At 70.7% G+C, this 13,463-nt stretch carries 13 protein-coding genes, 1 tRNA gene and 1 pseudogene; 6 read left to right on the top strand and 9 right to left on the bottom strand.

The genetic code is table 11. From position 1 onward, the window contains the following. Positions 1-9 precede the first annotated feature (9 nt). The 5 genes from A5714_RS09695 to A5714_RS09675 all read left to right on the top strand — a co-directional run bounded on the left by A5714_RS09695 (position 10) and on the right by A5714_RS09675 (position 6,003). The gene (locus A5714_RS09695; RefSeq protein WP_068065224.1) at positions 10-861 is read left to right on the top strand and encodes a TatD family hydrolase; all 852 of its coding nucleotides are present in this window, start codon (positions 10-12) and stop codon (positions 859-861) included. Between the two features lie 194 nt (positions 862-1,055). Continuing rightward, positions 1,056-2,144, top strand: a complete 1,089-nt coding sequence (locus tag A5714_RS09690) for a resuscitation-promoting factor (RefSeq protein ID WP_068065221.1) — start codon at positions 1,056-1,058, stop codon at positions 2,142-2,144. Continuing rightward, complete coding sequence (gene rsmA / locus A5714_RS09685; protein WP_068065603.1) at positions 2,108-3,055, top strand: 16S rRNA (adenine(1518)-N(6)/adenine(1519)-N(6))-dimethyltransferase RsmA; 948 nt, start codon at positions 2,108-2,110, stop codon at positions 3,053-3,055. Before A5714_RS09690 ends, rsmA begins: the two co-directional genes overlap by 37 nt. Positions 3,056-3,094: 39 nt before the next feature. Continuing rightward, complete coding sequence (locus A5714_RS09680) at positions 3,095-4,051, top strand: 4-(cytidine 5'-diphospho)-2-C-methyl-D-erythritol kinase (protein WP_068065217.1); 957 nt, start codon at positions 3,095-3,097, stop codon at positions 4,049-4,051. 317 nt (positions 4,052-4,368) lie between these two features. After that, the gene (locus tag A5714_RS09675; protein ID WP_068284827.1) at positions 4,369-6,003 is read left to right on the top strand and encodes a fatty acyl-AMP ligase; all 1,635 of its coding nucleotides are present in this window, start codon (positions 4,369-4,371) and stop codon (positions 6,001-6,003) included. Positions 6,004-6,018: 15 nt separating this feature from the next. Here A5714_RS09675 and pth read toward each other — a convergent pair whose 3' ends face one another. The 8 genes from pth to A5714_RS09635 form a co-directional block, all read right to left on the bottom strand. Beyond that, positions 6,019-6,594, bottom strand: coding sequence for an aminoacyl-tRNA hydrolase (gene pth / locus A5714_RS09670; protein WP_068065213.1), 576 nt, complete (start codon positions 6,592-6,594; stop codon positions 6,019-6,021). A gap of 12 nt (positions 6,595-6,606) precedes the next feature. Next, a complete protein-coding gene (locus A5714_RS09665; RefSeq protein WP_068065210.1) occupies positions 6,607-7,248 on the bottom strand; it encodes a 50S ribosomal protein L25/general stress protein Ctc in 642 nt (213 codons plus the stop codon). A 437-nt stretch (positions 7,249-7,685) separates the two neighbouring features. Next, the gene (locus A5714_RS09660; RefSeq protein ID WP_068284826.1) at positions 7,686-8,567 is read right to left on the bottom strand and encodes an oxidoreductase; all 882 of its coding nucleotides are present in this window, start codon (positions 8,565-8,567) and stop codon (positions 7,686-7,688) included. 11 nt (positions 8,568-8,578) lie between these two features. Beyond that, positions 8,579-9,187, bottom strand: coding sequence for an LpqN/LpqT family lipoprotein (locus A5714_RS09655; protein WP_068065601.1), 609 nt, complete (start codon positions 9,185-9,187; stop codon positions 8,579-8,581). Between the two features lie 47 nt (positions 9,188-9,234). Then, a complete protein-coding gene (gene arsC / locus A5714_RS09650) occupies positions 9,235-9,579 on the bottom strand; it encodes an arsenate reductase (glutaredoxin) (RefSeq protein ID WP_068065208.1) in 345 nt (114 codons plus the stop codon). Then, positions 9,580-10,560 (bottom strand): ribose-phosphate diphosphokinase, encoded by a 981-nt coding sequence (locus tag A5714_RS09645; RefSeq protein ID WP_068065207.1) that lies wholly within the window; start codon positions 10,558-10,560, stop codon positions 9,580-9,582. It abuts the gene before it with no gap. A gap of 109 nt (positions 10,561-10,669) precedes the next feature. Next, positions 10,670-12,160: a bifunctional UDP-N-acetylglucosamine diphosphorylase/glucosamine-1-phosphate N-acetyltransferase GlmU gene (glmU, locus tag A5714_RS09640; protein ID WP_068284824.1), complete on the bottom strand. Its 1,491-nt coding sequence runs from the start codon at positions 12,158-12,160 to the stop codon at positions 10,670-10,672. A 17-nt stretch (positions 12,161-12,177) separates the two neighbouring features. After that, positions 12,178-12,249 (bottom strand) — tRNA-Gln (locus A5714_RS09635). 151 nt (positions 12,250-12,400) lie between these two features. On the opposite strand from A5714_RS09635, the gene A5714_RS09630 reads away from it, so the two are divergent. Next, entirely contained in the window at positions 12,401-12,994 is a 594-nt protein-coding gene (locus A5714_RS09630) for a TetR/AcrR family transcriptional regulator (RefSeq protein ID WP_068065204.1), read from the top strand. A gap of 99 nt (positions 12,995-13,093) precedes the next feature. On the opposite strand, the pseudogene A5714_RS27070 reads toward A5714_RS09630, so the two are convergent. After that, a pseudogene (locus A5714_RS27070) lies at positions 13,094-13,463 on the bottom strand (diaminopimelate decarboxylase); the annotation flags it as partial.

Here is a 13,463-nt window from a genome sequence, read left to right as displayed (position 1 = left end):
CCTTATTGTGTGCCCGTGAGCTCGGACCGACGACAACGCGAAGCGCCGCCCGCCCCGCCGCCGCTGGCGCCCCTGATCGACGCCCACACCCACCTCGACGCCTGCGGCGCTCACGACGCCGCGTCGGTGCGCGCCATCGTGGACCGCGCCGCGGCGGTCGGGGTGGGCGCGGTGGTCACCATCGCCGACGACCTCGACTCGGCGCGCTGGGTGACCCGCGCCGCGGACTGGGATGACCGGGTGTACGCCGCGGTCGCCCTGCACCCGACGCGCGCCGACGCCCTCGACGACGACGCGCGCGCCGAGATCGAGCGGCTGGCGGCGCACCCGCGGGTGGTGGCGGTGGGCGAGACCGGCATGGACCTGTACTGGCCCGGGCGCTTGGACGGCTGCGCCGCCCCGGACGCGCAGCGCGACGCGTTCGCGTGGCACATCGAGCTGGCCAAGCGGGCCGGGAAACCGCTGATGATCCACAATCGCGACGCCGACGCCGCGGTGCTCGACGTGCTGGCGGCCGAGGGCGCCCCACAGACCGTGATCTTCCACTGCTTCTCGTCGGACGCGGCCATGGCGCGGCGCTGTGTCGATTCCGGCTGGCTGCTCAGCCTGTCCGGGACCGTGAGTTTCCGCAATGCCCGCGCCCTGCGCGACGCCGTTTCGCTGATCCCGGACGAGCAGTTGTTGGTGGAGACGGACGCGCCTTTTCTGACGCCACATCCTTATCGCGGCGCGCCCAACGAGCCATATTGCCTTCCTTATACTGTCCGGGCGATCGCCGAACTCGTCGGTCGGCGCCCCGAGGACGTGGCGCAGGTCACGGCGGCCAACGCCCGGCGGGTCTACGGCCTGCCGGCGCCCTAGCGGGCGCGGGCGGTAGGGAGATTCTCCTAACATCGCCGCGCCAGAGTTGCCCAACATTGGCCGGTTCGTTACCGTCTTGTGATCGAACGGTTTGGGGCTCGCCTAGGGCCCTTCATTTATGGCTTGCTGAGTAATTGTTGAGGTCGGGACGCGCGTTGAGCATAGTGACAAAACTTCATCAGAGTCCGTCGCCGATGCTGCGGTTGATCGTCGGAGGCTTGCTGGTAGTGCTGGCTTGTGCCGGCGGTTTCGCGGTTTCGGCGTGCAAGACGGTGACTCTGACGGTCGACGGCATCGCGATGCAGGTGACCACGATGAAGTCCCGGGTGCTCGACGTCGTTCAGGAGAACGGCTTCGTCGTCGACGACCGTGACGATCTCTATCCCGCCGCAGATGTCGCCGTGCGGGATGCCGGCAAGATCGTGCTACGGCGCAGCCGCCCGTTGCAGATCTCGCTGGACGGCCACGACACCAAGCAGGTGTGGACCACCGCGTCCACCGTCGACGAGGCGCTGGCCCAGCTGGCCATGACCGACACCGCGCCCGCGGCGGCCTCGCGGGGCAGCCGCGTGCCCCTGGCCGGGATGGCGCTGCCGGTCGTCAGCGCGAAGACGGTCCGCATCAACGACGGCGGCGCGATCCGCACCGTGCACCTGCCGGCGCCCAACGTCGGGGGCCTGCTCAGCGCCGCCGGCGCGCCGCTGGCCGACAGCGACCAGGTGGTGCCCGCGGCGACCACACCCATCTCCGACGGCATGGAGATCCTGGTGACCCGCAACCGGATCCAGCGGGTCACCGAGCGGACGGCGCTGCCGCCGTTCGCCCGGCGGATCGAGGACCCGGACATGAACATGAGCCGTCAGGTCGTCGAAGACCCGGGCGCGCCCGGCACGCAGGACGTCACCTACGCCATCGCGACCGTCAACGGGGTCGAGACCGGCCGGCTGCCCATCGCCAACTCGGTGATCACGCCCGCCCGTGACGCCGTGGTGCGCGTCGGCACCAAGCCCGGAACCGACGTCCCGCCGGTGGTCGAAGGCGCCACCTGGGACGCGATCGCGAGCTGCGAGGCCGGCGGTAACTGGGCGATCAACAGCGGCAACGGGTACTACGGTGGCGTGCAGTTCGATCAGGGCACCTGGGAGCGCAACGGCGGCCTGCGCTTCGCCGCGCGCGCCGACCTGGCGACCCGCGAGGAGCAGATCGCGATCGCCGAGGTGACGCGGGCGCGCCAGGGGTGGGGAGCCTGGCCCGTGTGCAGCGGACGAGCTGGTGCGAGCTGACCATCCGGCTGCTCGGGCGCACCGAGATCAGGCAGCTGGCCAGGGAGCTTGACGTACGGCCGCGCAAATCGCTCGGCCAGAACTTTGTGCACGACGCCAACACCGTGCGTCGCGTGGTGTCGACCGCCGGGGTCGGCCGCGCCGATCACGTCCTGGAGGTCGGTCCCGGGTTGGGCTCCCTGACGCTGGCCCTGCTGGAACGCGGGGCCGCCGTCACCGCCGTGGAGATCGATCCCGTGCTGGCCGCGCGGCTCCCGCAGACGGTCGCCGAGCACTCGCACAGCGAAAGCGGGCGCCTGACGGTGCTCAACCGCGACGTCCTGACCCTGCGCCGCGACGAGGTGGCCGACGCGCCCACCGCGCTGGTGGCGAACCTGCCCTACAACGTGGCGGTCCCGGCGCTGCTGCACCTGCTGGCCGAGTTCCCCTCCATCCGGGTGGTGACGGTGATGGTGCAGGCCGAGGTGGCCGAGCGCCTGGCCGCCGAGCCCGGCGGCAAGGAGTACGGCGTGCCCAGCGTGAAGGTCCGCTACTACGGGCAGGTGCGCCGCTGCGGCATGGTCTCGCCGACGGTGTTCTGGCCGATTCCCCGCGTCTACTCCGGGCTGGTCCGCATCGACCGGTACGCCAGCTCGCCGTGGCCCACCGACCCGGACTTTCGCAAGCAGGTCTTCCACCTGATCGACGTCGCGTTCGCGCAGCGCCGCAAGACCTGCCGCAACGCCTTCGTGGACTGGGCCGGGTCGGGCAACGAGTCGGCCAATCGCCTGTTGGCCGCCAGCATCGACCCCGCGCGCCGCGGCGAGACGCTGGCCATCGACGACTTCGTGCGGCTGTTGCAGCGCTCAGCCGACCCAGATCCGGAGGCGGCCAGCCCCGGACCGGCCGACCGGCAGGCCCCGGCGCGCTGAACTCGAGGCCCGCGGGCCGTCCCGCGATAGTCTGCTGCGGTGTCAGCGTCTGACGGCAGCACCGCCGCACAGTGGGTGCCCACCGGCTCGGTCACCGTCCGGGTGCCCGGCAAGGTCAACCTCTACCTGGCGGTCGGCGACCGCCGCGAGGACGGCTACCACGAGCTGAACACGATCTTCCACGCCGTCTCGCTGCTCGACGAGGTGACGGTCCGCAACGCCGACGTCCTTTCGCTCGAGGTCGTCGGCGAGGGCGCCGCGACGTTGCCCACCGACGAGCGCAACCTGGCCTGGCAGGCCGCCGAGCTGATGGCCGAGCACGTCGGCCGGGCGCCGGACGTCTCGATCTTGATTGACAAGTCGATCCCGGTCGCCGGCGGCATGGCCGGCGGCAGCGCCGACGCCGCCGCCGTGCTGGTCGCGATGAACACGCTGTGGGAGCTGGGTCTGCCGCGCCGCGACCTGCACGCGCTGGCCGCCCGGCTCGGCAGCGACGTGCCGTTCGCGCTGCACGGCGGCACCGCGCTCGGTACCGGCCGCGGCGAGGAGTTGGCGACGGTGTTGTCGCGGAACACCTTTCACTGGGTGCTGGCGTTCGCCCACGGTGAGCTGCTGACCCGCAAGGTGTTCGCCGAACTCGACCGGCTGCGCGAGACGGGGGACCCGCCGCGGCTGCCCGGCCCGGGGCCGGTGCTAGCCGCGCTGGCGGCCGGCGACGCCGAACAGCTGGCGCCGCTGCTGGGCAACGAGCTGCAGGCGGCCGCCGTGAGCCTGAACCCGGATCTGCGCCGCGCGCTGCGCGCCGGGGTCCAGGCCGGCGCCCTGGCCGGCGTCGTGTCCGGGTCCGGGCCAACGTGCGCCTTCCTGTGCTCGTCGGCCGAGTCGGCCGTGGAGGTGGGCGCCGAGGTGGCCGGGGCCGGCGTCTGCCGCACCGTGCGGGTGGCCAGCGGGCCGGTCGCCGGCGCCCGCGTGGTGCCGACGCCGACGGAAGTGTGAAAACCGCCGCAAAATCGCCAAATGCTTGGGCGGCTCCCTAAGAGGAGTTTAAGATAAGCCGCGGTGACCGAGACCATTGAGCAAGATCACACTGATTCGTCGTCCGCCGGACCTGCCGGCGGACGACTGATCGTTCGGGCGTGGCCGCGCCGCCCGCGCGCTCAGTGGGCGGCCGGGCGTCGCGCCCTCGAGGCGCCGGCACCGATTGCAGACCTGACTGCCGCCCAACCGTGGCGCGCCTGCGGTCAAGTGTTTTCCCGCAGGCGGACTATCAGATCCCGGGCGCTGGGGAGCGAGCCCGAACCGAGGAGGTATGCGTGAGCAGGTTTACCGAGAAGATGTACCGCAATGCCCGGACCGTGACGACGGGCATGGTCACCGGTGAGCCTCACGAACCGGTCCGGCACACCTGGGGCGAGGTCCACGAGCGCGCCCGGCGCATCGCCGGCGGCCTGGCCGCCGCGGGTATCGGCCTCGGCGACGCCGTCGGCGTGCTCGCCGGCTTCCCGGTCGAGATCGCGCCGACGGCGCAGGGCCTGTGGATGCGCGGCGCCAGCCTGACGATGCTGCACCAGCCCACCCCGCGCACCGACCTCGCCGTCTGGGCCGAGGACACCATGAACGTCATCGGCATGATCGAGGCGCGGGCCGTCATCGTCTCGGAACCATTCCTGGTCGCCATCCCGGTGCTCGAGGAGAAAGGCATCCAGGTCCTCACCGTCGCTGACCTGCTGGCCGCCGACCCGATCGACCCCGTCGAGGTGGGCGAGGACGACCTGGCGCTGATGCAGCTGACGAGCGGCTCGACAGGATCGCCCAAGGCCGTGCAGATCACCCACCGCAACATCTATTCCAACGCCGAGGCGATGTTCATCGGCGCCCAGTACGACGTCAACCACGACGTCATGGTCAGCTGGCTGCCCTGCTTCCACGACATGGGGATGGTCGGCTTCCTCACCATCCCGATGTACTTCGGGGCCGAGCTGGTCAAGGTCACCCCGATGGACTTCCTGCGGGACACGCTGCTGTGGGCCAAGCTGATCGACAAGTACAAGGGCACCATGACCGCGGCCCCCAACTTCGCCTACGCGCTGCTGGCCAAGCGGTTGCGCCGCAACGCCAAGCCCGGCGACTTCGACCTGTCCACCCTGCGGTTCGCCCTGTCGGGCGCCGAGCCCGTCGAGCCCGCCGACGTCGAGGACCTGCTGGACGCGGGCGCGCCGTTCGGCCTGCGGCCCTCGGCGATCCTGCCGGCCTACGGCATGGCCGAGACGACGCTGGCCGTCTCCTTCTCCGAGTGCGACGCCGGCCTGGTGGTCGACGAGGTGGACGCCGACCTGCTGGCCGCCCTGCGCCGCGCCGTGCCCGCCACCAAGGGCAACACCCGCCGGCTGGCGACGCTGGGGCCGCTGCTGCGCGACCTCGAGGCCCGCATCATCGACGACAACGGCGACGTGATGCCCGCCCGCGGCGTCGGGGTCATCGAGTTGCGCGGCGAAAGCCTGACACCGGGCTACCTGACCATGGGCGGGTTCATCCCGGCCCAGGACGAGAACGGCTGGTATGACACCGGCGACCTCGGTTACCTGACCGAGGAGGGTCACGTCGTGGTGTGCGGCCGCGTCAAGGACGTCATCATCATGGCGGGCCGCAACATCTACCCCACCGACATCGAGCGCGCCGCGTGCCGCGTCGAGGGCGTGCGGCCCGGCTGCGCCGTCGCCGTGCGTCTGGACGCGGGCCACTCCCGCGAGACGTTCGCCGTCGCCGTCGAATCCAACGCCTGGCAGGACCCGGCCGAGGTCCGGCGCATCGAGCACCAGGTCGCCCGTGAGGTGGTGGCCGAGGTCGACATGCGGCCGCGCAACGTGGTGGTGCTCGGGCCGGGGACCATCCCGAAGACGCCGTCGGGCAAGCTGCGCCGATCCAACTCGGTCACGCTGGTCACCTAGGGTGCTGGCGCGCGCCTACCAGGCGTGCACCCGGTTCTGCGCCGGCTCCAGGCCCAGCTCGATCAGCAGTTCGGTGGCGTCGGCCGCCTGCTCGCAGATCGTGGGGACCTCGGCGCGCTCGCCGGCGTTGAACGGCTCCAGCACGAACGCCGCGGGGTCCTTGCGCCCCGGCGGCCTGCCGATGCCGACGCGCACGCGGTGAAAGTCCTTGCTGCCCAACGCCGCAGCGATCGAGCGCAGGCCGTTGTGGCCGCCCTCCCCGCCGCCCATCTTGAGCCGGATCCGACCGAAGTCCAGGTCGAGGTCGTCGTGCACGACGACTAGGTCGGCCGGGGCCACCGAGTAGAACTTCGCCAACGGCCCCACCTGGCGGCCGGATTCGTTCATGTAGCAGCGCGGCTTGGCGACCACCACCGAACGCCCGGCCAGCCGGCCGGTGACGATTTCGGCGCCGGATCGCTTGTGCGCCTTGAATGTCGAGCCCAGCCGCGCGGCCAGCACGTCGGCGACCATGAAGCCGACGTTGTGGCGGGTGCGGGCGTAGTTGTCCCCGGGGTTGCCCAGGCCGACGACCAGTAACGGCTCGGCCACGTCGCGGACCGCCTACTCGATCTCTTCGGGCGCGCCAGCCTCTTCGGCCTCGGCCGTCTCGGCCTCCTCCTGCGCGACCTCTCCTTCGAGGTCCTCGGCGGTGGGGGCGGTGACGACGTTGACCACCAGCGTCTCCGGGTCGGAGACCAGGTTCACGCCGCGAGGCAATTCGACCTGGCCCGCGTTGATCTGAGTGCCCTCCTCGGCGCCCTCGACCGACACGGTCAGCTGCTCGGGGATGGACAGGGCCTCGGCCTCGATCTCGATGGCGTTGGCCTCCTGGGTGACCAGCGCGCCGGGGACGGGGTCGCCCTCGACGACGACGGTGACCTCGACGGTGACCTTTTCGCCGCGCCGCACGACCAGCAGGTCGGCGTGCTGGATGCTGCGCCGGATCGGGTGGATGTCGAGCGACTTGGTCAGCGCCAGCTGCTCCTTGCCCTCGATGTCGAGGGTCAGGACCGCGTTGGTGCCGGCGTGCCGCAGCACGGCCGCGAAGTCGTGGCCGGGCAGTTCGAGGTGCTGGGGATCGGTGCCGTGGCCGTAGAGGACGGCGGGGATTTTGCCGTCGCGGCGGGCCCGCCGGGACGCGCCCTTGCCGGTGGCGCTGCGCACCGTGACCTTGAGTTCGTTGCCTGCGGCGGCCTTCGCCATGCTGTCGCTCCTCGACTGCTCGTTACCTTCTGGGGGGCACGGCAAGGTCGCGACTGTGTGAAAGTCGGTCTCCGTCGATAACGGTGCTGGTCGACCAGCCACCCTCGCCGTGACGCCCGGCCAGGTTAGCGCATCCGCGCGCGAGAGGGGAAATTGGCGGCAGGCGGGTCAGGGTCAGGACGGAAGGCATGTGCAAAGTGCCCGCCTCACAGCGACAACGGCGCGCGCCGCCGCGTTGTCGCTGCGAGGCGGGCACTTCGCCTACCACCCTGGACAGGGCTCGCCGCCTACCGCCCTGGAACGGGTCCGCCGCGTTGTCGCTGTGAGGCGGGCACTTGCCTACCACCCTGGAACGGGCTCGCCGCCACCGCCCTGGAGCGGGTCGCCGCGTTGTCGCTGTGAGGCGGGCACTTCGCCTACCACCCTGGACAGCGACCTCAGAGCGGGAACTCGGTCGCGGTGAGCTGCTCGGAGAGCTCCCACAGCGCCGCCGCGGCCGCGCCGTCCTGGGCGCGCCGGCTGCGCGCCACCGGTTGGGTGCGGCCGACCTGGCCGAATCGCGGGCCGATGAAGGTGTTGCCCGGCAGGTCCTGTGACGCCGCATACAGCGTCTGGCGTGCGCCGAAGTCGGCGTCGGTGGCGACCACCCGCGTCACGGCCGACATCATCGCGTCGCCCAGCCGCCGCCCAGACGCGCCCTGCAGATTGGTGTGCGAGTAGCCGGGGTGGGCCGCCAGCGCTCGCAGCGGGGAGCCGGCCACCCCGAGGCGCCGCTGCAGCTCCTTGGTGAACAGGAGGTTGGCCAACTTGGATTGGCTGTAGGCCAGCCACGGCGAGTAGCGCCGCTTCTTCCAGTTCAGGTCCTCGAAGTCGATGCGGCCCGCCCAGTGCGCCATCGACGACACGCTGACCACGCGGTCGGTCAGCTTGGGCAGCAGCAGGTTGGTCAGCGCGAAGTGGCCGAGGTGGTTGGTGCCGATCTGGCTCTCGAACCCGTCGACCGTCAGGGCGTACGGCGCCGCCATGATGCCGGCGTTGTTGATCAACACGTCGACCGTGTCCACCCCGTCGGCGAACCGGTGCACCGACGACAGGTCCTGCAGGTCCAGTTCGCGCACCTCAACCGGGCCGGTATGGGTGCCCCTGATGTGCAGCGCGGCCTTCTCGCCCTTGCGGACGTCGCGGACCGCCATGATCAGCGTCGCGCCCTTGCCGGCCAGCTCGCGGGCCGTCACCGCGCCCAGCCCACTGTTAGCGCCGGTGATCACGACGGTGCGCCCCGCGAACGACGGCAGATCCGCCGCGGTCCAATTGGTCATGGCTGAAGAGCCTAGTGACCTGCCGCCACGACGAAGCCGTGAATGATCGTCTCGATGTCGGTGGACTGCGCGGCCGCCTGATTGGCCAGGCCGGTGATGGTCAGCTGTACCAAATAGCGCGCGTGGTCGGGCGCCGAGCCGGTGGCGATGACGATCCGGTTGAAGCTGTGCAGGCGAATGCCGTCCAGGTCGTAGCTGCCCTGGATCATCGACGACGGAAACCCGTTGAACGGCGCGGTGGAGGCGTCGAGCTGCTTGAAGTTCTCGAACAGCTGCGCGTCGTCGTTGCCGCGCTTGACGACCTGGGCCGGATCGAAGTCCCCGGTCAGCTTGAACACCACCAGCCGCGCCGTCGGGTACTTGCCGCCCTGAGCAATCATCACCGTCTCGGGCGTGATGTGCGGGTTGGTGAACGGCGACCAGCCCGGCGGGGTCGGGATCGACACCGTCAGGTCGTGCAGCGACGCCGGGGCCACCTGCGTCCCGGTGACGCCGATGCTCTGCAGGTACTGCGACAGCGGGACGGGCTTCTCGGCCGCAGCGGTGCTGGTGGTCGTCGTGGTGGTCCGCGACAGAACGGATTGGTAGTCAGGCGCTTCCGGCCCGCACCCACACGTCATGGCGCCGATCGCGACCGCGGCGGCGCAGGCGCGATACAGCCGCGCCTTCACAGAATCTCGCGGACCGCGTCGATCGGCCGGGCCAGCCGGGTGCCCTTGGGTGTCACGACGAACGGACGTTCAATGAGGATGGGATGCTCGGCCATGGCGTCGAGCAGCTCCTCGTCGGCCGCCTCCGCCAAACCCAGTTCGCCGTACAGCGATTCGCGTTTACGCACCGCGGCGCGAACCTCGATGCCCGCGTCGCGGATCAGCCGCGCCAGCTCCTCGCGCGACGGTGGGGTCTTCAGGTACTGGACCACCTCGGGCTCGATCCCGTTGTCGCGCAACAATTCCAGCGTCTTGCGCGAGGTGCTGCACTTGGGGTTGTGATAGATGACGGTGCCGCCCATCTAGGCGTCCCCGTCAAACAGCCCTGTCACAGAGCCGTTTTCGAAAACGGCGCGAATGGTGCTGGCCAGCAGCGGGGCGATCGACAGCACGGTCAGTTGGGGGAAGCGCTTCTCCTCGCCGATCGGCAGGGTGTTGGTGACGATGACCTCCCGGGCGCCGCACGCCGCGAGGCGCTCGGACGCCGGGTCGGACAGCACGCCATGGGTGGCCGCGATGATCACGTCCTTGGCGCCGTCGTCGTGCAGCAGCTTCACCGCACCGGCGATGGTGCCGCCGGTGTCGATCATGTCGTCGATCAGCACGCAGGTCCGCCCGGCGACCTCACCGACGACGCGGTTGGACACCACCTGGTTGGGCACCCGCGGGTCGCGGGTCTTGTGGATGAAGGCCAGCGGGACGCCACCGAGCGCGTCGGCCCACTTCTCGGCGATGCGCACCCGCCCCGAGTCGGGGGAGACGACCACCATGTTGCCGTCGGGGTAGTTGTCCCGGATGTAGCCGGTCAGCAGGTTCTGGCCGCGCATGTGGTCGACCGGGCCGTCGAAGAAGCCCTGGATCTGGTCGGTGTGCAGGTCGACGGTGACGATCCGGTCGGCGCCCGCGGTCTTGAGCAGGTCGGCGACCAGCCGGGCCGAGATGGGTTCGCGGCCGCGGTGCTTCTTGTCCTGCCGGGCGTAGGGGTAGAACGGCATGACGGCGGTGATCCGCTTCGCGCTGCCCCGCTTGAGGGCGTCGATCATGATCAGCTGCTCCATCAGCCAGCGGTTGACCGGCCACGGCGCGGACTGCAGCACGAAGGCGTCGCAGCCGCGCACCGACTCGTGGAACCGCACGAAGATCTCGCCGTTGGCGAATTCGCGGGCCGTCTGCGCGGTGACGTGGACGTCGAGCTCCTTGGCGACCTGCTCGGCCAGCTCCGGGTGCGCGCGACCGGAGAAGAGCATCAAGTTTTTGCGGTTGTCTGACCAGTCGTGGCTCAACGCACTGCCCTCGCCGTGTCGGGGTGGAGATGGGGAATGGAACGCCCCATCGTACGAAGCGAATCGTACGGAAAAGTGCCCGGGTTGCCAGATGCCAAATGCACGGTGTCTATTCGGGCTCGGCGGCGGGGTCGGCCGTGGGTTCGGCGGCGGGCTCGGAATTCGCGGCCGCCTTCTCCGCTGCCCGCGCGGCGGCGCTGCCCGGCCGCTTGCGCGCCACCCAGCCTTCGATGTTGCGCTGCGGACCGGCCGAGACCGCCAGCGCGCCCGGCGGGACGTCGTCGCGCAGCACCGTGCCCGCGCCCGTGTAGGCCCCGTCGCCGACCGTCACCGGGGCCACGAACATGGTGTCCGAGCCGGTGCGCACGTGGGAGCCGATCGTGGTGCGCGACTTCGAGGTTCCGTCGTAGTTGACGAACACGCTGGAGGCGCCGATGTTGCTGTGTTCGCCGATGTCGGCGTCGCCGACGTAGGTGAGGTGCGGGACCTTGGTGCCGGTGCCGATCGTGGCGTTCTTCGTCTCGACGAACGCGCCGAGCTTGCCGTCGGCGCCCAGGACGGTGCCCGGGCGCAGATACGTGAACGGCCCGACGGTGGCGCCGGCGCCCACCGACGACTCGGTGCCATGCGTCCGCACCACCGACGCGCCGTCGCCGACGGTCACGTCGGTCAGGGTGGTGTCGGGGCCGACGACGCAGCCGCCGCCGATCCGGGTGCGTCCGAGCAGCTGGGTGCCTGGGTGCACGACGGTGTCGCGCCCGATCGTCACGTCGACGTCGATCCAGGTGGTGGCGGGGTCGACGATCGTGACGCCCGCCAGCTGGTGGGCGGCGACGAGCCGGCGGTTGAGTTCGGCGCCCAGCTGGGCGAGCTGGACGCGGTTGTTGACCCCGGCCACCAGCGCGCTGTCGTCGACGTGCCGGGCGTGGATGGCCAGGCCGTCGCCACGCAGGATGGCGACGACGTCGGTCAGGTAGAGCTCCTGCTGGGCGTTGTCGGAGCTCAGCCGGCTCAGCGCCGAGCGCAGCGCGGGCGCGTCGAACGCGTACACGCCGGCGTTGACCTCCCGGATCTCGCGCTGCGAGGGCGTTGCGTCGGCATGCTCGACGATGGCCGTGACCTCGTCATCGGGTGTGCGCAAGATCCGGCCGTAGCCGCTGGGGTCGTCCAGCGTGGTGGTCAACACCGTCGCGGCGGCCGACCCGGCGCTGTGGCTGGCGATCAGGTCGGCCAGCGTGTCAGCGTCCAGCAGGGGGGTGTCCCCGGAGGTGACGACCACGAGGCCGGCGTAGTCCTCCGGCAGCGCGGACAGCCCGCAGCGCACGGCATGGCCGGTGCCCAGGGGGCGGTCCTGCAGGGCGACGTCGATCGGGCGGCCCAGGTCGCTGGCCAGCTCGGCGACGATCGGGGCGATGCGCTCGTTGTCGTGGCCCAACACGGTGACCAGGTGCTGCGGCGCCACCTTGGCGATCGCGTGCAGCAGGTGGGCCAGCATGCTGCGGCCGCCGAGGGTGTGCAGCACTTTCGGGGTGTTCGACCGCATGCGGGTGCCCGGTCCGGCCGCGAGCACCACGACCGCGGTGTCACCACGAGACGACATCAACCCTCCTCGAGATGCTCCGTCGCCAGGACTCGAACCTGAACTATCTGAACCAAAATCAGAGGTGCTGCCGATTACACCACGACGGATTGCGGGCGGACCGCGCCAATGACTTTAGACGGTGTGGGCGCCCGGGCGCCCCATGCGGGCCCGCCGAGCCGATACGCTGAGCACGTGGCCGTGCCGGATTCCCACACCCCGAAAGAGCCCGATAAAGAGGTGCGGGCGCCGCGGGCCCGGATGACGGGCACCGAGCGCCGCCAGCAACTCATCGGGATCGCGCGCTCGCTGTTCGCCGAACGCGGCTACGAGGGCACCTCGATCGAGGAGGTCGCGCAGCGCGCCAACGTGTCCAAGCCCGTCGTCTACGAGCATTTCGGCGGCAAAGAGGGCCTGTACGCCGTGGTCGTCGACCGCGAGATGTCCGCCCTGCTCGACGGCATCACGTCGTCGCTGACCAACAACCGGTCCCGCGTCCGGGTCGAGCGGGTGGCCCTGGCGCTGCTCACCTACGTCGAGGAGCACACCGACGGCTTTCGGATCATGATCCGCGACTCCCCGGCCTCGATCAGCTCGGGCACCTATTCCAGCCTGCTCAACGACGCCGTGAGCCAGGTCAGCTCGATCCTGGCCGGCGACTTCGCCCGCCGCGGCCTGGACGCCGAGCTGGCCCCGCTGTACGCGCAGGCGTTGGTCGGTTCGGTGTCGATGACCGCGCAGTGGTGGCTCGACACTCGCGAGCCCAAGAAAGAGGTGGTGGCGGCCCACCTGGTCAACCTGATGTGGAACGGCCTGACGCACCTGGAGGCCGACCCGCGGCTGCAGGACGGTTGAGGGCCCACTCGCCGCGAGCGTAAGCGGGCCGCGATTTTCGGCCTGACTTTTCACTGTGCGCTTACGCTCGGCGAAAAGGCCAGGCGGGGAGGCGCGATGTCAGCCCCGGTCACGCGCCAGCAGGTCGGCGATGGTCTCGCGGCGGACCAGCTCGCGCGCCCGGCCGTCGCGCACCGCGACCAGGGCCGGGCGGCACACCATCGTGTAGTTGGACGCCATGCTGTGGTGATAGGCCCCCGTGCAGGCCACGGCCAGCAGGTCACCGGCCCGCAGGTCGATGGGCAACTCGACGTCGACGGCGGTATGAGCGACCACCCGCGGGTCGCGCCGCGCGGCGCCCGGTGCACCGTCGCGCTGGCCAACCGGCATCCGGTGGGCGCCCGCCACCGCGTGACCGTCGCCGGTCGGCATGGCGAATCGGGCGACGAGATCGCCGTCGACGTCGAGTTGCCCATCGACCTGCGGGCCG

It is taken from the genome of Mycobacterium sp. E2462, assembly GCF_001672685.1.
Classification (GTDB): domain Bacteria; phylum Actinomycetota; class Actinomycetes; order Mycobacteriales; family Mycobacteriaceae; genus Mycobacterium.
This window is presented reverse-complemented; position numbering and strand designations above follow the sequence as displayed.

What these genes read in the sequence shown, in the direction of transcription:
- A5714_RS09690 (WP_068065221.1), top strand. Translation starts at nt 1,056, where the DNA reads ATGCTGCGGTTGATCGTCGGAGGCTTGCTGGTAGTGCTGGCTTGTGCC.
- A5714_RS09665 (WP_068065210.1), bottom strand. Translation starts at nt 7,248, where the DNA reads ATGGCGAAGGCCGCCGCAGGCAACGAACTCAAGGTCACGGTGCGCAGC.
- A5714_RS09660 (WP_068284826.1), bottom strand. Translation starts at nt 8,567, where the DNA reads ATGACCAATTGGACCGCGGCGGATCTGCCGTCGTTCGCGGGGCGCACC.
- A5714_RS09655 (WP_068065601.1), bottom strand. Translation starts at nt 9,187, where the DNA reads ATGACGTGTGGGTGCGGGCCGGAAGCGCCTGACTACCAATCCGTTCTG.
- arsC (WP_068065208.1), bottom strand. Translation starts at nt 9,579, where the DNA reads ATGGGCGGCACCGTCATCTATCACAACCCCAAGTGCAGCACCTCGCGC.
- glmU (WP_068284824.1), bottom strand. Translation starts at nt 12,160, where the DNA reads ATGTCGTCTCGTGGTGACACCGCGGTCGTGGTGCTCGCGGCCGGACCG.
- A5714_RS09630 (WP_068065204.1), top strand. Translation starts at nt 12,401, where the DNA reads ATGACGGGCACCGAGCGCCGCCAGCAACTCATCGGGATCGCGCGCTCG.